Below are 18,616 nucleotides of genomic sequence, written 5' to 3'. Positions count from 1 at the left end.
GTTGATGCTAATGGTGATGTTTCAGCGTCGGTTATAGATGCTAGTGGCAATCAACATCGTCAGGTGGGAACTTTTTTGCGCACGGACGGAAGTATTGGTATTGCGGAAGACGTCTGGTTCATAGCGGACGGTGCGGACACGATTGACCTAGCTGAAACGACTATACCTAGCGCTATCAGTATACTCCCTAATTTGGATGGATTTGGGAATGTACATAATTTGCATACCGCAATGGCGCTTGATGCTTCGGGGGAGTTGAAGTCGCTTCTTGAGCAGTTTGTCAATGCCAATGATTCAACTACGCGCCAAAACTTGGTCATTGACATCCTATATCATTGGGCCGGGGTCGAAGATATCGATCCTGAAAGCCGTGCAGCAACTCAGATCTATGGAAACGTAATCGGGGATGCGAGGAAACTTGCGGTATTAGAAGCGTTTCTGGGTGAGAATTACTTGGGGACTTGGTGTTGGGGAACTCGTGATCCCAATCCCCATGGCCCGGCGGCAGCAATCTTGCTCCAGTCTTTTGATAATCTTATGGCGGCCGTTTACGGCAAGCTAATGCTGCAAACTCATTTCTCATCAATGTTTGATGGTGTGGAAATTGAATTGACCGAAACTGGCAGCGTTTGGAATGTGTCCTCTATAATTTCTAAGCTGAAGGTGCAGTTCGACAATGATCATGAAGCTGGAGCTGTGTCTATAACTGAGTTTGGAAGGAGTCTTTCTGAGCTTGGAGATTTCGGGCGTGGTTTGATCGAACGGCTCCAGCTTGCCCCTGCGACCGAAGACGGACTTTTCGATAGCTTGTTAAAGAATATCGGAAAAGATAGTTCTTTTGGTGGGTTTGGGAACGATGTCCTCAATGGTACGGGCCTGGATGACTCTTTGTATGGATTCAGTGGCAATGATCGTATATACGGAGGTCTAGGCGATGATCTGTTGTCGGGCGGTGTGGGGGAAGATTATCTTGCCGGTGGAGATGGTGCTGATGTCTACGAATTCGGTAGGGGCGATGGAAAGGATACCATTTTTAATGCCGATCAAGACGTAAGTGGTTCTAAAATTGACAAGCTGCTATTTGGTCCAAGCATAACCGCAGCGGATATTATAGTTCGACGCAACTACTATGATCTGATTTTGGAAATAAAGGGTACGTCGGATTCAGTTACGATACAGAGTTATTTTGACGAGGATACTGTTGCTAATCATGGTTACGCGGTCGATCACGTCGTATTTGATGACGGCAGCTTTTGGACAATTGACCAAATAAAGATGGTCGTACAACGTCCAACCGACGGGAATGATGTCATTTGGGGTGATGCCTCTATCAATACCCTCAAGGGGGGCTTGGGCGATGATAGGTTATATGGTCTTGCTAATGATGACCTTCTTGATGGGGATGAGGGGAAAGATTTAGTCAACGGTGGTGATGGAAATGATGTGCTTGCAGGTGGCGAGGGTGATGATAGCCTCTACGGAAGCACTGGCAATGACGTCTTGATAGGCGGATTTGGGAACGATTTCCTAGAGGGTGGCGAAGGTTCAGATACTTATCAATTCGGCAAGGGTTGGGGGCAGGATACAATTAATAATCCTCAATTAGGCGTCGCCGAATTCGATGCCATTACATTTGCCGATGGTATTACTTCTGAGGATGTTATACTCAGCCAATCTGGCACAGACTTAGTCATTTCCTTGAGGGGCACAACAGATCGTCTGACGATAAAATATTATTTTGAACCGTCGGGTGGTCTCTCTTACCGAGTTCAGCAAGTTAACTTCGCTGATGGAACTGTGTGGACGTCAGATTTCATTAGCACCATGGCCCAGAATGGATTTGAGGGGGACGACCTTCTGCCAGGAACCGATGCTGCTGACTCGTTGGTAGGGGGATTGGGTAATGACACTTTGCACGGCCAAGGTAGTAACGATAGCTTGAGAGGGGACGACGGCAGCGACACTCTCTATGGTGGCGGCGGTGACGACATCATCCATGGTGGTAGTGGAAACGATATTCTTGATGGTGGAACTGGTAAGAATCAGCTTTTTGGTGAGGCGGGCGAAGATGTAATCCAGGTCGCCTACAACTCAACGGACAATACTTTAGCCGGAGGAACCGGTAACGATACGTTGACCGGCAGCTACTTTTCAGACACTTATTTGTTTAATTTAGGTGACGGTCAGGACACAATCTCGGAATATGATCCCGGTTATAGCGCTACGGATGTTCTTCGTTTCGGCGAAGACATACTCGCCAGCGATATCTTGATGCGTAGGACTGGTTCCGATTTGGTGTTCATGCATCGTAATGGTATCGATCAGGTAACCCTAAAAGCAGTGTTCGATCGAAATACTTCTGATAGTAGCGCTCTTGCTTCGGCCCTTATTGAGCGTATTGAGTTTGCAGATGGCACAACCTGGACATGGTCGGATATGGTTGCAGCGGGTCTGAGCCAGACGGGGACCGCGGGGGCGGACAACTTGGTTGGTTTCAATGGCAACGACATCATCCATGGAGGAAGTGGAAACGATACCTTGGATGGTGGAGCCGGTACCAACCAACTGTTCGGGGATGCCGGCGATGATGTAATCCAAGTCGCCTATAACTCGAGGGATAACACATTGGTCGGTGGGACCGGTAACGACACATTGACCGGTGGCTACTTTTCGGACACTTACGTATTCAACCTGGGTGATGGCCAGGACACTATCACGGAGTACGACGCCGGCCACTCGGCGATGGACACCCTGCGTTTTGGCAGCGGTATTCTCGCCAGCGACATTGTGATGCGTCGGACTGGTTCTGACTTAATGTTCCTGCACCGTAATGGCTCGGACCAAGTGACGGTTAAGGGGGTGTTTGACCGCAATGGTAGCGATGCGAGCGCTATCACCTCGACCCTCATTGAGCGTGTTGAGTTCGCCGACGGCACGTTCTGGACATGGTCGGACATGGTTGCGGCGGGTCTGAACCAGACGGGCACGGCGGGCGCCGATGCCTTGGTCGGTTTCAATGGCAACGACAACATTCACGCTGGCGCTGGAAACGATACCTTGGATGCCGGGACCGGTACCAACCAGCTGTTTGGAGATGCCGGAGATGATGTAATCCAGGTCGCCTATAACTCAAGGGACAACATATTGGCCGGTGGGACCGGTAACGATACGTTGACCGGAGGTTACTTCTCAGACACCTATCTGTTCAACTTGGGAGATGGGCAGGACACGATCTCGGAATACGACGCTGGTTTTAGTGGCATCGATACCTTGCGGTTCGGGGCGGGGATTCTGGCTAGCGACATTCAAGCCTACAAGTCAGGCGCTGACGTCGTTTTCATGCACAACAATGGCACCGACCAAGTCAGAATCAAAGGCTGGTTTGATGGAACGAGCTCCAGTGCGGCTGCCGTGACTCAGAGTGTACTCGAACGTGTAGAGTTCGCTGATGGAACCTCATGGTCTCTGGCTGATATCGCAACTAAGGGCTTTCGCCAAGTCGGTACAGCCGGGAACGATAGCCTATCGGGGTCGAGCGGTAACGACAGCATCAATGGTGGAGACGGTGATGACCTACTGGATGGCGGATCCGGTACGAATCAGCTATTCGGTGATGCAGGCAATGATGTTATTCAAGTCGCTTACAATTCAAGGAACAACACACTGGCCGGCGGCTCGGGTAACGATGTCTTGACTGGTGGTTATTTCTCGGACACATACGTGTTCAACCTAGGTGATGGTCAGGACACTATCAGCGAGTATGACGGCGGTAACGTAGCGACGGATACTCTACGTTTTGGCAGCGATATTGTCGCCAGCGACATTGTGATACGTCGGACTGGTGCTGACTTAATGTTTCTGCACCGTAACGGCTCGGACCAGCTAATGGTTAAGGGGGTGTTCGACCGCAATGGTAGCGATGCGAGCGCCGTCACCTCGACCCTCATTGAGCGCGTTGAATTCGCAGACGGCACATTCTGGACATGGTCGGATATGGTTGCAGCGGGTCTGAGCCAGACGGGGAACGCGGGGGCGGACAACCTGGTTGGTTTTAATGGCAACGACATCATCCATGGAGGAAGTGGAAACGATACCTTGGATGGCGGAGCCGGTACCAACCAACTGTTCGGGGATGCCGGCGATGATGTAATCCAAGTCGCCTATAACTCGAGGGATAACACCTTGGCCGGTGGGACCGGTAACGATACGTTGTCCGGTGGTTATTTCTCAGACACCTATCTGTTCAACTTGGGTGATGGCCAGGACACGATCTCCGAATACGATCCGGGTTACGGCGGCCTCGACACCTTGCGGTTTGGTTCCGGAGTCCAAGCCAGCGATATCCTCATGCGCAGAACCGGTTTCGACTTGACCTTTCTTCATCGAAACGGGACTGATCAGATAACAGTCAAAGGCTTGTTCGATGGCGTGACCTCGAATACAAGCTCTGTAAGTCAAAGCGTCATCGAACGTGTCGAGTTTGCCGATGGCACGTATTGGACTTGGTCCGACATGGTTGCAACAGGATTGAATCAAACGGGCACGGACAATGCCGACACCATGCTCGGTTGGAATGGTAACGATATTATCCACGGCGGAAGTGGAGACGACACACTAGACGCGGCAGGCGGAACTAACCAACTGTTCGGTGATGCTGGCAACGATTTGATCCAGGTTGCTACGAACTCAAGGGACAACCTCCTGGTTGGCGGCACTGGTAACGATACTCTGACGGGCGGCTACTTCTCAGACACTTATGTGTTCAACCTGGGAGACGGTCAGGACACGATCTCCGAGTACGACCCTGGTTATGGTGGCATCGATACCTTGAGGTTTGGGACAGGGATCCTGGCTAGCGACATCCAAGCTTACAAGTCAGGGGCGGACGTCGTGTTCATGCACAGCAACGGTATAGACCAGGTCAAAGTTAAAGGCTGGTTTGACGGGGCGACGTCGAGTGCTTCTGTGGTGACACAGAGCGTGCTTGAGCGTGTCGAGTTCGCCGACGGTACGTCATGGGCTCTGGCGGATATCGCAGCTAAGGGCCTGCGGCAGGTAGGCACAGCAGGAGCCGATAGCCTGTCGGGCTCCAACGGCAATGACAATATCTATGGCGGTGCTGGTAACGACGTGCTTGACGGCGGAGCCGGTACTAACCGGTTATTCGGTGAGGCTGGGAACGACGTGATTCAGGTGTCTAGCAACTCAAGAGACAATACGTTGTCGGGAGGGGCAGGGGACGACACATTGACCGGCGGATACTTCGCGGATACCTATCTGTTTAACCGCGGCGATGGCCAGGACACTGTCAATGAGTATGATCCAGGCTATGGAATGAGCGATACCTTAGCGCTTGGGACGGATCTTAGCCCTCAAGACCTTTGGTTCCGCAGGAGTGGGTCTGATTTGGAAATAAGCGTCGTTGGCGGAGACGAGAAGCTGACAGTCAGTAACTGGTATCAAGGGGGTGTTTATCACATTGAGGCCATGAAATTGTCTGACGGAAAGACGTTGCTTGATAGTCAAGTTCAGAGTCTGGTCGACACGATGGCTTCGTTTGGTGTGGCTCCAGGTGCTGAAACGACCATTACCACGGATCAGCGAGCTCAGCTTGACTCGGTACTGGCAGCAAACTGGAAGTAAGTTGCCGTAAACGTTCCTTTCACATTGAGCGGTATCTAAATAAGCTGCCCCCGCGCAGGCACGTTGGCGGGGGCAGTTTTTTTGTCCATCGCAAACGTAGCGAGCAGGGTTTCTTCGCTTATGCCAGGACGATGACCGTGGAAAGCGACTAGGGCGTCGATCACTGACGTCAGCGACTCGAAGGATGAGTATCGATTCCCTGATGGCGTCTGCCCCAATATCAGCGTCAACATACCTGCGATGATGTTGAGGTGGGCCGTTTGGGTTCGGCCTCTTAACGTTTCCTCCCGGAAGCTGGGATTCAGGGCACGTTGGGGCGATACGGAAAATCGTAGAGAACCATGAGCTATTCCATAGAGTGCAATGTCCTTATATGGAACTGCACTGTCATAGGCTAGTGAAACAATAAATGCGTTACAGCCGCTACCCCTTTACTCGACCGCTTTCCAGCATGAATTGGGCGACTGATTGAGATCGATAAAATGGCGACATCTGTTTGATCAGTCCGATCGGTAAGCCAGCCCATACGCCTTTCATATGGATATGAGGCGCTCTACCGTGAAATCTGCTGCGCAGCAGCTGACCTCAAAAAAAGTGAGAAACAAAATTTCAAATTGATGCCGTGGCTTAATCGGAAAGCTTCAGATTTTTGTAGTAAAAATCGTAGAGGAGGCCTAAAGCAGGGCGGGCTGGAGGAGCCGCGAAGGCTAGGTGTTACAGGCTCTTTCCCTGAGAGGAAGTCGTCATTGACTTCAAGTATTTGGTATTCCTTACCATATATTGCCGTAGCGCGCGAAGTGGTGTCCCAGCGGCGTCTAATGTGTTGCGTGTGTAATATTTAGTCAATTGTCTGGAAAGAATCAATTGCGAGCTACGCTTTAAATTGATGCGGCTTATTGCGAATTAATTTTTATTTGCGCCAATCTCGATCCGATCGACGGCCGCAGACTTAGTTGGGTCGCTAGGTGGCCGGGCAGACTTAACAGCAGGGTGTGCGGTCGAGCGCAGGGCAACCACTCACCGCATCCCTTATGCAACTGACGAATGGTTACCTTGTGACGGTATTCGTAAGTGGTCACAAGTTGTCATCGCTCGCTGGGATGCGTAAGCTGCTTTCTATGAACCAGTCTCCAGCACCTTCGCCCAGCACTCGCGGCCCTGCCGATCATGACATTCGCGACCAGATTGTCGCGGCGGCCAACGAGCATTTCAGTCAATACGGTTACGCCAAGACCACTGTGTCCGACTTGGCCAAGGCCATCGGCTTTTCCAAGGCGTACATCTATAAGTTCTTCGATTCTAAGCAGGCGATTGGCGAGGCCATTTGCTCCAGTTGTCTTGCGAAGATCGTCGAGGCCGTGGAGGAGGCCATCAACGAGCAAGGGCTCTCTTCGACAGAGCGCTTTCGCCGTCTGGTCAAGACCTTGATCACCACCGGAATCGACCTGTTCTTCAATGATCGCAAGCTCTACGACATTGCCGCATTCTCCGCGTCGGAGCGCTGGCCCAGCTCCCAGGTGTATGACGCACGGATCAAGCAATTCGTGGTGCAGGTGGTGCGCGAAGGGCGTGAAAGCGGTGAGTTCGAGCGCAAGACTCCCCTGGACGAAACCGTTGAAGCGATCCACCTGACCCTCCGACCTTTCGTCAATCCTCTGTTGCTGCAGTACAGCCTCGACCACGTCGAGGTTGCGCCGACGCTGACCGCGAACCTCATCCTGCGCAGCCTGATGCCCTGAACGGAGGGCTGCCGCGCGCAGCCGTCCCAAACCACACCACGTTCCTCGCTTTCGGTAGGTGCCTGACCGAGAAGTCGCTTTTTGTCTGCATGGTGACTATTGACACAATTAGTCACTTGAATAAGTATGGCTTCAACGATCCAGAGATCCCCTCGATACAGCTTCGGCATGTGTTTGCGACGCTCGTGCGGGTTCTCGTTCAGCTCCGTAGGAGAACGTCGATATGACCCGCTTCGCTGAGGTTTTGGCGCAATTTGATCCGGGCGTGCCATTTGTGGCTCCGGCCAATTGGCAGCAAGGTCGAACGATCTTCGGTGGCTTGTCGGCGGCATTGTCGTTGGAGACGGTTTTGCGCGAGCGGCCTGAAGGCTTCCCGCCGTTCAAGTCTGCGCAGGTGTCATTCATTGGGCCCGTCACGCAACCCCAGACATTCCACACAAGCGTGTTGCGCGAAGGGCGATCCGTGACTTCAGTGTCGGTCGACTGCACGTCCGGTGATGAGCTGGCGTTGCGCACGACCTTGCTGTTTGCGCAGCCACGGGCCAGCCGGATTACCCATGAGGCGTGGGGTTGCCCGCCGGTGGAAGGCCCGTCGCGATACCCCACGCTGGAGCTGGACCGCGCCATTGCGCCGGCCTGCGCCTTCAACTTCGAGATGCGTCCCGCAGGCGGCTCGTTGCCGGTGTCCGGTGCGCAAAATCCCGAGCTATTGATGTGGGTCCGTCACCTGGATGCCCAAGGGGTGGACCCGGCGGTGGCCCTGATCGCCCTCGCGGACAGTCTGCCGCCAGCCGCCATGACCTGCTTCACGGAGCCGGCCGCCATCAGCTCGGCGTCCTGGACAATCGATCTGCCGCAGCCCGCCGTGGCCGGCGAATGGTTTCTTATCGGTTCCTTCAGTCGCCAGGCCTTCGAAGGCTATTCGTTACAGGACATGGAGGTCTGGGACGAGAGCGGGCGGCGAGTGCTTTGGGCACGTCAGACCGTGGCCATTTTCACCTGATAGAAAAGCAAACCGTTACACCCCTCAGCCAGTGTTCCTAGAGTTCTAATAATGAAAAAAATCTTGCTCAAGGCCCCCTTGGGGCTCGCCGTCACCCTTGCCACTTCCCAGGTGTTTGCAAGCGGCTTCGCCCTTAACGAACAGAGCATCAGCGGGATGGGGACGGGATTCGCCGGGCGTTCTTCTTCAGCGGAAGATGCCAGCACGGTCTTCGGTAACCCGGCGGGCATGTCGCGCTTGAAGCACGAGCAGGTCAGCCTCGGCGCAGCGACGCTGTTTGCCAAGAGCGATATCAGCCAGACCCGCAGCACATTCGGCGGCCAGCAAGACGGTGACATGGTGCCAACCACCACGGTGCCGATGGGTTACTACGTCAAGCCGCTGGACGAGCACTGGGCCGTCGGCGTGGGTTTCTACGTGCCGTTTGGCTTGATCACCGATTACGGCAGCGACTTTGCCGGGCGTTACTACGCCAACAAAAGCGAAGTGACGACGCTGACCTTCCAGCCCACTGTCAGCTATGCCTTCAACGACAAGGTGTCGATCGGGTTCGGGCCGACCATCAACCGGATCAGCGGTGAGATCTCCGGAATGGTCCCCAATCCTCTGAGCCCCGGCAGCAACGATGGGAAGCTGAAAAGCAACGGCGACGACACCGCACTCGGCTTCAATGCCGGTCTCCTGGTGCAGGCCACCGACCGGACCCGCCTGGGGCTGACGTATCACTCCAAGGTCAGTTATCACCTGGACGCGAAGTCCAAGCTCACCGGCGGGATTTTCAGCGTCGTCGGGGTCAGCGGGCGTAGTTATGACGCGTCACTGGATGTGGACCTCCCTGAGTCAGTCGATCTCTCGCTCACCCACCAGCTCAATGATGACTGGACCCTTTATCTGGGCAGTACCTGGACACGCTGGAGTCGCTTCAAGGAACTGACCATCGAGAACTCAGGCTTGCCTGCACTGTTGAGCGGCGCGCTGGGCACTGTCAGCGAAGAACAGAACTGGCATGACACCTGGGCCCATGCAATCGGCGCGGCATACCGGTTGAACGACCAGTGGGTGCTGCGCGCCGGCATGTCGGTGGATCAGTCGCCGGCCAACAACACCAACCGCGGGCCGCGGATTCCAACCGGTGATCGCACCGTGCTCAGCTTCGGTGCCGGCTGGACGCCGGTGCAGGATGTGACGATCGACCTGGCGTATTCCTATCTCCAGGAAGAGAGCGTGCGGGTCAACGAAACCTCTGCGACCCGTGGCGCGTACAGTGCCAAATATCGCAACAGCGCCAGCGGTTTCGGTACTTCGATCAGCTATCGCTTCTGACGCGACATGCCGTGTGCCGGGCGCCTGCGCGGCGCCCGGCACACGGCGACCTTCATACACCCATGACATTGGCCATCAGACGCTGGTGGAGCCAGCGCGGCGTGGCCCAGGTCAACACCGTGAGCGCCTTGTTGCCGAAACCGGGTACGACACTCATGCGCCCGGCTTGCAGCGCGCGGATGCCGGCGCGAACCACCGGTTGAGGTTGCATCATCACCTTCCTCAGCACCGGCGTGAGTTTCTGGCTGGCGCTTTGGGCAAACCCGGTATCGGACATGCCCGGGCACAGTGCGGTCACGACCACGCCATCGGCCTTGAGCTCCTGGTGCAGCGCCTCGCAGAAGCGGAGTACGTAGGCCTTGGCGGCTGAATAGACCGCAAAATGCTTCACGCCTTGATAGGACAGCAAGCTGGCGACTTGCAAAATGTGGCCCCGACGGCGGATGCGCATGTCCTGCGCGAAGAGGCGAGTCATGACCGTGAGGCTGGCGATGTCCAGATTGATCATTGCCAGGGACTGGTCAACGGCGTGGTCAATGAACGGGCCCTGCAATCCATGGCCGGCGTTGTTGATGAGTACATCGACCACAATACCCTGTTGACCCAGCCGCTTGTGCAGCTCGATGATCGCCGGGACCGAAGACAGGTCGACCTGCTCGACGAGGATCTCGATGCCGAAGCGCTCGCGCAACTGGGCCGACAGCGCTTCAAGCTTGTCCAGCCTGCGGGCTACCAGAACCAGGGATTTTCCCTGGGCTGCGTATTGCCGGGCGAACTCCTCGCCGAAGCCGCTGGAAGCACCCGTGATGAGCACCCAGGAATTGTCGTTGCTTTTCATGTGGCTGGACTCCGGTGGTAAAGAAAGATTGAAAACAACATGTCAGATCATCGATTCGCCACGGGCTGCGGCTGAGGCGCTTGCCAGCCGCCACCGAGGGCCTTGAACGCCGCGACTGCCGCGCGCGCCGCCTCGGTTCGTGCCTGTGCCCGTGCATCGGATGCCTGGAGCAGCGTCTGGTCGGCGTTGAGGACGTCGATCAGGCTGGCCGCACCTTTCTGATAGGCAATAAAGGACGACTGGCGAGCCTCGCTCAGTGACGCTTCGCCTGAAATGAGGGTGGTTGCCTGGGACTCTCGGTTCACCAGGGCGGAGAGCGCGTTCTCGACATCCTCGGTGGCCCGAAGCGCGGATTGGCGGTAGGCCGCCAGTTCTTCAGCTTCCTGCCCCTTGGCCTGGTCGATCTGCGCGTTGATCCGGCCAAAGTCGAACAGCCGCCAGCGCAGACCCAGTGCGCCAGAAGCCTGGCTGGCGCCGCCGGAGAACAGGTGCCCGGCCGACACGCTGGTGGCACTGCCGAGCAACGCACTGAGGGAAAATTTCGGGTAGTACTCGGCGATGGCTTCCCCGATGCGGGCATTGGAAGCGGCGAGCCGGCGCTCGGCGACGATGAGGTCCGGCCGCCGGCGCAGCAGATCAGCCGGCGTCCCCATTTCGTTGATTTGAGGGGGCAGGGGAATGCTGCCTGTTTCGGCCAGTTGCTGGCGATGGGTGCCTGGCGGTGTGCCGAGCATGACATCCAGTGCATTCAGCGTGGCATCCAGGCCAGTCTGCAGCACAGGCACCGTGGCCTGCACTTGAGCGAGCGCGCCCTCGGTCTGGCGGATCTGATAGTGGGCGGCGAGGCCTTTGCTGTAGAGCAGTTGGACTTTCTCGAGCAAGTCCTGCTGGGTCTTGACCTGGCGGTTCGCGATGTCGAGTCGCGCTTGCAGGCCGCGCAGGGTGATGTAGATGTCAGCGGTCTGCGCGGCGACGGCAAGTCTTGTGGCGGCGACACCGGCCTCGGAGGCCTGGTAGTCGGCCAATGCGGCTTCGCGTCCGCGTCGCAGGCCACCAAAGAGATCCAGCTCCCAGCTCGCGCTCAGGTCCAGCTCATAGGCATTGCCGTACCGGTCAAAGCCAGGCGTCGAATCGAGCACCCGGCCCAACGGGGTCTCGACCGATTGATAGGCGCGTGCGGCCTGGCCGCTGATGTTTCCCGAGGGCAGCAGGGCGGCATTGGCGGCGCCAAGGCCGGCACGCGCCTGGGCAACGCGCGCCGATGCCTGGGCAAGGTCAAGGTTCTGCTCCAGCGCTTTGGCGATGAAATCACTCAGTACCGGGTCGCCAAATCCCTCCCACCAGGTGGTGAGGCTGGTGGGCGCTGCACCGCGCCTTTGTTCGACAGAGGACTGGCCCAGGAAGCGATCCGAGAGCGCAGTGTCCGGACGCTGGTAATCCGGACCGACCGCGCAGCCGGCCATCAGGCTGGCGCCTACCAACAGAGCAAGGGGGCGGAAGGGAGGCATTGAAGTATCCTTAGGATCAATATTTGTGACCATATTATAGAGTGGTCACAGGCTGTCAATGGATGAGCAACGCGCTCGAACGGATCCAAGACTCCCTGTTTACTTAGGATTACCTAGATGTGAGGTGAATTGAAAATAAAACCTGAAATGGTGACCATTGACAGAATTGGTCACGAGAGCAAGAATGAGCTCCCCGTCCTCTGCTCAATAAAGGGAACCTATGCTCCGGCTCCGACCTGTCACCCTGGCCGCTTGCGTATTGCCTCTCGTCCTCACGGCGTGTGGCGATTCATCCACTGCCACCGATCCCCGCACGCTTGCTCCTCTGGTGAGGGTGGTGCAAGTGCAGGGGGCCTCTACCAGTGCGCGTTCTTTCACCGGCGTCGTGGCCGCCCGGGTTCAGAGTGACCTGGGCTTTCGTGTTTCCGGTAAGGTGCTGGAGCGATTGGTGGATGCGGGCCAGACCGTTAAAAAGGGTCAACCTTTGATGCGCCTGGACCCGATCGACTTGGGCTTGCAGGCGCGGGCCCAGCAAGAAGCGGTCACGGCCGCACGCGCTCGGGCCAAGCAAACCGCGGATGATGAAGCGCGGTATCGTGAGTTGGTGGCCGCCGGCGCGATTTCGGCGTCGGGCTACGACCAGATCAAAGCCGCCGCCGACACCGCCAAGGCCCAGCTCAGCGCTGCCGAGGCGCAGGCCGACGTGGCCCGCAATGCTTCCGGCTACGCGGTGCTCGTCGCCGACGCCGACGGTGTGGTGATGGAAACGCTGGCCGAGCCGGGGCAGGTCGTCAGCCCTGGGCAACCGGTGGTCCGGCTGGCGCGAGCCGGGCAACGCGAAGCCGTCGTGCAGTTGCCGGAAACCCTGCGGCCCGCCGTCGGCTCGAGTGCGCAAGCGACGCTTTATGGCCGCTCCAGCGCAGCTGTCACCGCGAAACTCAGGTTGCTGTCCGATTCGGCAGACCGAGTGACCCGCACCTTCGAAGCGCGCTATGTGCTCGAAGGCGCACTGGCCAACGCACCGCTGGGTTCGACGGTGACGCTGCGCATCGCCGAAGGCGCGGCCCAGGGGCCGGTGATGCAAGTGCCGATCGCGGCGTTGTACGACCCGGGCAATGGCGTAGGCGTGTGGGCCATCGACGGTGAGTCGGCCAAAGTCACCTGGCGAGCGGTGCAGGTCCTGGGCTTGAGCGATGACGCGGCACGCGTCACCGGCCGTCTCAACGTCGGCGAACAGATCATCGGCCTGGGCGCCCATCTGTTGCGTGAGGGTGAGTCCGTCAGGCTGCTGCCACAAAACGATGTGAAGGTCGCCGGGAGCCACCAATGAGCCTCAACCTTTCGGCTCTCGCGGTGCGCGAGCGCTCCATCACGGTCTTTCTGATTTTTCTGATTGCTGTCGCCGGAACCCTGGCCTTCTTCACGCTGGGCCGCGCGGAGGATCCGCCCTTTACCGTCAAGCAACTGACCGTGATCACGGCCTGGCCGGGCGCGACGGCGCAGGAGATGCAGGACCAGGTGGCCGAGCCCCTGGAAAAACGCCTGCAGGAATTGAAATGGTACGACCGCTCGGAAACGTACACCCGTCCCGGCCTGGCGTTCACCATGGTGTCGCTGCTGGACCGCACGCCGCCTTCACAGGTGCAGGAGGAGTTTTATCAGGCGCGCAAGAAACTCGACGACGAAGCCACCAGGTTGCCGGCGGGGGTGATCGGGCCGTTGGTCAACGACGAGTATTCGGACGTGACGTTTGCGTTGTTCGCCCTCAAGGCCAAGGGCGAGCCGCAGCGCCTGCTGGCGCGTGATGCCGAGGTTCTGCGCCAGCGTCTGTTGCACGTGGCAGGGGTGAAGAAGGTCAACATTATCGGCGAGCAGGCCGAGCGTATTTTCGTTTCCTTTTCTCACGATCGGCTGGCGACCCTGGGGGTGTCTCCCCAGGATATCTTCGCCGCCCTGAACAGCCAGAACGTGCTGACCCCCGCCGGTTCCATCGAAACCCATGGGCCACAGGTCTTTTTGCGGGTGGATGGCGCCTTCGACAAGTTGGAAAAAATCCGCGACACGCCGTTGGCTATCCAAGGCCGGACCTTGAAACTCTCGGACGTGGCGACGGTGGAACGCGGTTATGAAGATCCGGCGACCTTCCTGGTGCGCAACAATGGCGAAGAAGCGCTGTTGCTGGGCGTGATCATGCGCGAAGGCTGGAACGGCCTGGACCTGGGCAAGGCGCTCGACGCCGAGACCAGCAAGATCAATGAAGGTATGCCGCTGGGCATGACGCTGACCAAGGTCACCGACCAGGCGGTCAACATCAGCTCGGCGGTCGACGAGTTCATGGTCAAGTTCTTCGTCGCCTTGCTGGTGGTGATGGTCGTGTGCTTTATCAGCATGGGTTGGCACGTCGGGATCGTGGTCGCGGCGGCTGTGCCCCTGACCCTGGCCATCGTGTTTGTGGTGATGGCGGCCACCGGCAAGAACTTCGACCGGATCACCCTGGGCTCGCTGATCCTGGCCCTAGGGTTGCTGGTGGACGACGCCATCATCGCCATCGAAATGATGGTGGTGAAAATGGAGGAGGGCTACGACCGGATCAAGGCCTCCGCGTATGCCTGGAGCCACACGGCCGCGCCAATGCTCTCCGGTACGCTGGTGACGGCGATCGGCTTCATGCCCAACGGCTTTGCCCAGTCCACTGCCGGCGAATACACCAGCAACATGTTCTGGATCGTCGGCATCGCGCTGATCGCCTCCTGGGTCGTCGCGGTGGCGTTCACTCCTTACCTGGGGGTGAAAATGTTGCCGGACATCAAAAAGGTCGAAGGCGGGCACGCAGCCATCTACGACACGCCACGCTACAACCGCTTCCGTCGCATCCTGGCGCGGGTGATCGCGCGTAAATGGCTGGTGGCCGGCACGGTCATCACCCTGTTTGCCGTGTCCATCCTGGGCATGGGCCAGGTGAAGAAACAGTTCTTCCCGACCTCGGACCGCCCCGAGGTGATGATCGAAGTGCAGATGCCCTATGGCACTTCCATCGAGCAGACCAGCGCCACCACCGCCAAGGTCGAGGCGTGGCTGCAGAAGCAGGCGGAAGCCAAGATCATCACCGCCTACGTCGGGCAGGGGGCGCCGCGTTTCTTCCTGGCGATCGCGCCGGAGCTGCCGGATCCATCGTTCGCCAAGATCGTGGTGCTGACAGACGATCAGCAAGCCCGGGAAACCCTCAAGTTCCGGCTGCGCGAAGCGGTGGCCGAAGGGCTCGCTCCAGAGGCGCGGGTCAGGGCCACGCAGATCGTCTTCGGTCCGTACTCACCGTTCCCGGTGGCGTACCGGGTGATGGGGCCTGACCCGTCGAAACTGCGGGAGATCGCCAGTCGCGTCCAGGACGTCATGCAAACCAGCCCGCTGATGAGGACCGTCAACACCGACTGGGGACCGCTGACGCCGACGCTGCACTTCAACCTGGACCAGGACCGTTTGCAGGCGGTCGGGCTGACCTCCAGCGCCGTTGCCCAGCAACTGCAATTCCTGCTGGCGGGCGTGCCGATCACGGCGGTGCGCGAGGACATCCGCTCGGTGCAGGTGGTCGGTCGGGCCGCGGGGGACATCCGCCTCGATCCGGCCAGGATCGAAGGCTTTACCCTGGTAGGGGCCACGGGCCAACGCATTCCCCTGTCCCAGGTCGGCGAGGTCGATGTACGCATGGAAGACCCGATCCTGCGACGGCGTGACCGCACGCCCACCATCACCGTGCGCGGCGACATCGCCGAAGGCTTGCAGCCGCCGGACGTGTCGAGCGCGATCATCAAGCAATTGCAGCCGATCATCGACACGCTGCCCCAGGGTTACCGGATCGAGCAGGCCGGGGCCATCGAGGAATCGGGCAAGGCCGGCAAGGCGATCGTGCCGCTGGTGCCGATCATGATTGCCCTGACGCTGCTGATCATCATCATCCAGGTGCGTTCGATCTCGGCGATGATCATGGTGTTTTTCACAGCGCCCCTGGGGTTGATTGGCGTGGTGCCGACCTTGCTGATTTTCCATCAGCCGTTCGGCATCAACGCGCTGGTCGGGCTGATCGCGCTGTCGGGCATCCTGATGCGCAACACGCTGATCCTGATCGGGCAGATCCACCACAACGCGCAGGAAGGGCTGGATCCGTTCAACGCCGTCATCGAGGCCACGGTCCAGCGTGCACGCCCGGTGTTGTTGACGGCCCTGGCGGCGATCCTGGCGTTCATTCCGCTGACGCACTCGGTCTTCTGGGGCACGTTGGCCTACACGCTGATCGGCGGTACGTTCGTCGGCACCATCATGACGCTGGTGTTCCTGCCGGCGATGTATTCCATCTGGTTCAAGATCCGTCCCGGTCATCCGGCGCAATGAAGCAGGCTGCGGCCAGTGTGCGTCAGGCTGGTGAAGGGCGGGTCGATTGAAAAACGAAGAGGTGCTTATGTTGAGTCCCACAGGTCAGAAGCGAATCGTCGTCACCGGTGTCGGCCTCGTCAGCCCATTGGGTTGTGGGGTGGAGGAGGCCTGGCGACGGTTGTTGGCCGGCCAGTCCGGCATCCGTCGGCTGGCTGACGCCATCACCGAAGGCACGGGAGTTGCCGTGGGCGGCCAAGTGCCGTCGCTGGAAGATGATGCCGTCGCCGGCTATGCCCCGGAACGAGTGATTTCGGCCAAGGATCGCAAGAAGATGGACCGCTTCATCGAGTTCGCCCTGGTGGCCGCCGATGAAGCGCTGGCGCAAGCGGGCTGGCACCCGACTAGCAGTGAGCAGCAGGAGCGCACCGCGACGATCATCGCGTCGGGTGTGGGTGGCTTCGGCGCCATTGCCGACGCCGTCCGCACCACGGATGCCCGCGGGCCGCGTCGCTTGTCACCGTTCACCGCGCCGGCGTTCCTGGCCAACATGGCCGCCGGGCACGTGTCCATCCGGCACGGTTTCAAAGGCCCGCTCGGCGCACCTGTCACGGCGTGTGCGGCCGGCGTGCAGGCAATCGGCGACGCGGCGCGGCTGATCCGCAGCGGTGAGGCGGACGTCGCCCTGTGCGGCGGCACCGAGGCGGCGATCGATCGTGTGACCCTGGGGTGCTTTGCGGCGGCCCGGGCGCTGTCCACCGGCTTCGCCGAGCATCCGCAGCAAGCGTCGCGGCCCTTTGATCGGGATCGGGATGGGTTCGTCATGGCCGAAGGGGCCGGGGTGCTGGTGATCGAATCCCTGGAGCATGCCCTGGCCCGTGGGGCCACGCCGTTGGCGGAACTGGTCGGCTATGGCACCAGCGCCGATGCCTACCACCTGACGGCCGGCCCGGAAGACGGCAACGGCGCCCGGCGCGCCATGGAACAGGCGCTGCGTCAGGCGGCTGTCAGCCCTGCGGACGTGCAGCACATCAACGCCCACGCCACGTCCACTCAAGTCGGCGACAGCGGCGAACTCGCGGCGATTAGCGCGGTGTTCGGGCGCGATCGCGGCGTGGCGATCACCTCCACCAAATCCGCGACCGGGCATTTGCTGGGCGCGGCCGGGGGGATCGAAGCGGTTTTCACGGTGCTGGCCCTGCGCGACCAGATCGTGCCGCCCACGCTGAACCTGCATCACCCCGACGAAGCGGCCGAGGGGCTGGACCTGGTCGGCCTGAGCGCGCGAAAAATGCCGATCACTCATGCGCTGTCCAACGGCTTCGGCTTTGGCGGCGTCAACGCCAGCTTGTTGCTGCGGCGCTGGGATGCTTGATGTTCCAGTGAGCTGTTAGCGTGGGAACGTTTGCCGGGGGGAAAGTGGACTTTCCCCCCCCGGCAGCCCGCATTCGCGCCCTTAAGCAATCGGCCTAAGGTAGACGCCGTTGCTCAGGTTCTGCTTGAGTTGGTTGCTCGTCTCATCGGCCAACACCTCTGGCTGATCATTGATGACGCCCTCCAGCACACGCTGGACGACATCGTGGGGCGAGGCCTTTGGCACGCCTTCGAGGCCTCGTGTCATGTCGGTGTCGACGAAGGCGACATGCACGCCGACCACCAGGGTGCCCTGGCTCGCCAGTTGCAAACGCAAGCCGTTGGTCAATGACCACACGGCGGCCTTGCTCGCCGAATACGTGACCGTGTTGGGCAGGTTGACCCAGCTCAGGGCCGAATGCATGTTGACGATCGCACCGCCACCGTTCGCGGCCAGGATCGGTGCGAAGGCCAGGCTGGTGGCCAGCGGCGCGACGGCGTTGGTCTCGAACTCCTGGCGAAGGTTCTCCAGGCTGATGTTAGCTTTCGATTGGTTGCCGTGGATGCCAGCGTTGTTGATCAGCAGCGTCAGGTCTTGCACGCTCTCGACCGCCGCGGCGATGTCTTCAGGGCGCGTGACGTCGAGTTTCAGTGGCACCACGTTCGGTTGGGCTTCGACGGTGGCGGGGTCGCGGACCGCGGCATACACCTTGGTGGCGCCTGCTGCGAGAAGGGCCTGCACGAACGCCTTGCCCAAGCCACGATTGGCGCCGGTGACCAGGGCCACACTGCCTTTGATTTGCATGTTGAATCTCCAGGTGTTGACGAAAGAGAAAGCGAGGCA

At 59.0% G+C, this 18,616-nt stretch carries 9 protein-coding genes and 1 pseudogene; 7 read left to right on the top strand and 3 right to left on the bottom strand.

Features of this window, described 5'->3' with window-relative positions; all coding sequences use genetic code 11:
• Window positions 1-840 precede the first annotated feature (840 nt).
• The 4 genes and pseudogenes from VM99_22240 (at window position 841) to VM99_22225 (ending at window position 9,708) form a co-directional block, all read left to right on the top strand.
• A pseudogene (locus VM99_22240) lies at window positions 841-5,643 on the top strand (hypothetical protein).
• Window positions 5,644-6,761: 1,118 nt separating this feature from the next.
• Entirely contained in the window at window positions 6,762-7,382 is a 621-nt protein-coding gene (locus tag VM99_22235; GenBank protein AKK00653.1) for an AcrR family transcriptional regulator, read from the top strand.
• A 223-nt stretch (window positions 7,383-7,605) separates the two neighbouring features.
• Entirely contained in the window at window positions 7,606-8,385 is a 780-nt protein-coding gene (locus VM99_22230; GenBank protein AKK00652.1) for an acyl-CoA thioesterase, read from the top strand.
• A gap of 51 nt (window positions 8,386-8,436) precedes the next feature.
• The gene (locus VM99_22225; protein AKK00651.1) at window positions 8,437-9,708 is read left to right on the top strand and encodes a Long-chain fatty acid transport protein; all 1,272 of its coding nucleotides are present in this window, start codon (window positions 8,437-8,439) and stop codon (window positions 9,706-9,708) included.
• A 52-nt stretch (window positions 9,709-9,760) separates the two neighbouring features.
• Here the strand turns inward: VM99_22225 and VM99_22220 are convergent, their stop codons facing one another.
• Window positions 9,761-10,546: a short-chain dehydrogenase gene (locus tag VM99_22220; GenBank protein AKK00650.1), complete on the bottom strand. Its 786-nt coding sequence runs from the start codon at window positions 10,544-10,546 to the stop codon at window positions 9,761-9,763.
• 47 nt (window positions 10,547-10,593) lie between these two features.
• A complete protein-coding gene (locus VM99_22215) occupies window positions 10,594-12,054 on the bottom strand; it encodes an RND transporter (protein ID AKK00649.1) in 1,461 nt (486 codons plus the stop codon).
• A 220-nt stretch (window positions 12,055-12,274) separates the two neighbouring features.
• Here VM99_22215 and VM99_22210 point away from each other — a divergent pair, with 220 nt between their 5' ends.
• The 3 genes from VM99_22210 (at window position 12,275) to VM99_22200 (ending at window position 17,794) form a co-directional block, all read left to right on the top strand.
• Window positions 12,275-13,384, top strand: a complete 1,110-nt coding sequence (locus VM99_22210; GenBank protein ID AKK00648.1) for a hypothetical protein — start codon at window positions 12,275-12,277, stop codon at window positions 13,382-13,384.
• Entirely contained in the window at window positions 13,381-16,440 is a 3,060-nt protein-coding gene (locus VM99_22205; protein ID AKK00647.1) for a multidrug transporter, read from the top strand. The genes VM99_22210 and VM99_22205 overlap by 4 nt, the downstream gene beginning before the upstream one ends.
• A 67-nt stretch (window positions 16,441-16,507) precedes the next feature.
• Window positions 16,508-17,794 carry a 3-oxoacyl-ACP synthase gene (locus VM99_22200; GenBank protein AKK00646.1) on the top strand — a complete coding sequence of 429 codons (1,287 nt, stop codon included), beginning with the start codon at window positions 16,508-16,510 and terminating at the stop codon, window positions 17,792-17,794.
• 81 nt (window positions 17,795-17,875) lie between these two features.
• On the opposite strand, the gene VM99_22195 is transcribed toward VM99_22200, so the two are convergent.
• Window positions 17,876-18,577, bottom strand: a complete 702-nt coding sequence (locus VM99_22195) for a short-chain dehydrogenase (protein AKK00645.1) — start codon at window positions 18,575-18,577, stop codon at window positions 17,876-17,878.
• Between the last annotated feature and the right edge of the window lie 39 nt (window positions 18,578-18,616).

The organism is Pseudomonas chlororaphis (genome assembly GCA_001023535.1).
Taxonomy (GTDB): domain Bacteria; phylum Pseudomonadota; class Gammaproteobacteria; order Pseudomonadales; family Pseudomonadaceae; genus Aquipseudomonas; species Aquipseudomonas chlororaphis_E.
Note: the sequence above shows the minus strand (reverse complement) of the source record. Positions and strands in the feature narration are given on the sequence as shown.

Coding starts and splice junctions, on each gene's coding strand:
- VM99_22215 (AKK00649.1), bottom strand. CDS start 12,054: ATGCCTCCCTTCCGCCCCCTTGCTCTGTTGGTAGGCGCCAGCCTGATG.
- VM99_22205 (AKK00647.1), top strand. CDS start 13,381: ATGAGCCTCAACCTTTCGGCTCTCGCGGTGCGCGAGCGCTCCATCACG.
- VM99_22200 (AKK00646.1), top strand. CDS start 16,508: ATGTTGAGTCCCACAGGTCAGAAGCGAATCGTCGTCACCGGTGTCGGC.
- VM99_22235 (AKK00653.1), top strand. CDS start 6,762: ATGAACCAGTCTCCAGCACCTTCGCCCAGCACTCGCGGCCCTGCCGAT.
- VM99_22225 (AKK00651.1), top strand. CDS start 8,437: ATGAAAAAAATCTTGCTCAAGGCCCCCTTGGGGCTCGCCGTCACCCTT.
- VM99_22195 (AKK00645.1), bottom strand. CDS start 18,577: ATGCAAATCAAAGGCAGTGTGGCCCTGGTCACCGGCGCCAATCGTGGC.
- VM99_22210 (AKK00648.1), top strand. CDS start 12,275: ATGCTCCGGCTCCGACCTGTCACCCTGGCCGCTTGCGTATTGCCTCTC.
- VM99_22230 (AKK00652.1), top strand. CDS start 7,606: ATGACCCGCTTCGCTGAGGTTTTGGCGCAATTTGATCCGGGCGTGCCA.
- VM99_22220 (AKK00650.1), bottom strand. CDS start 10,546: ATGAAAAGCAACGACAATTCCTGGGTGCTCATCACGGGTGCTTCCAGC.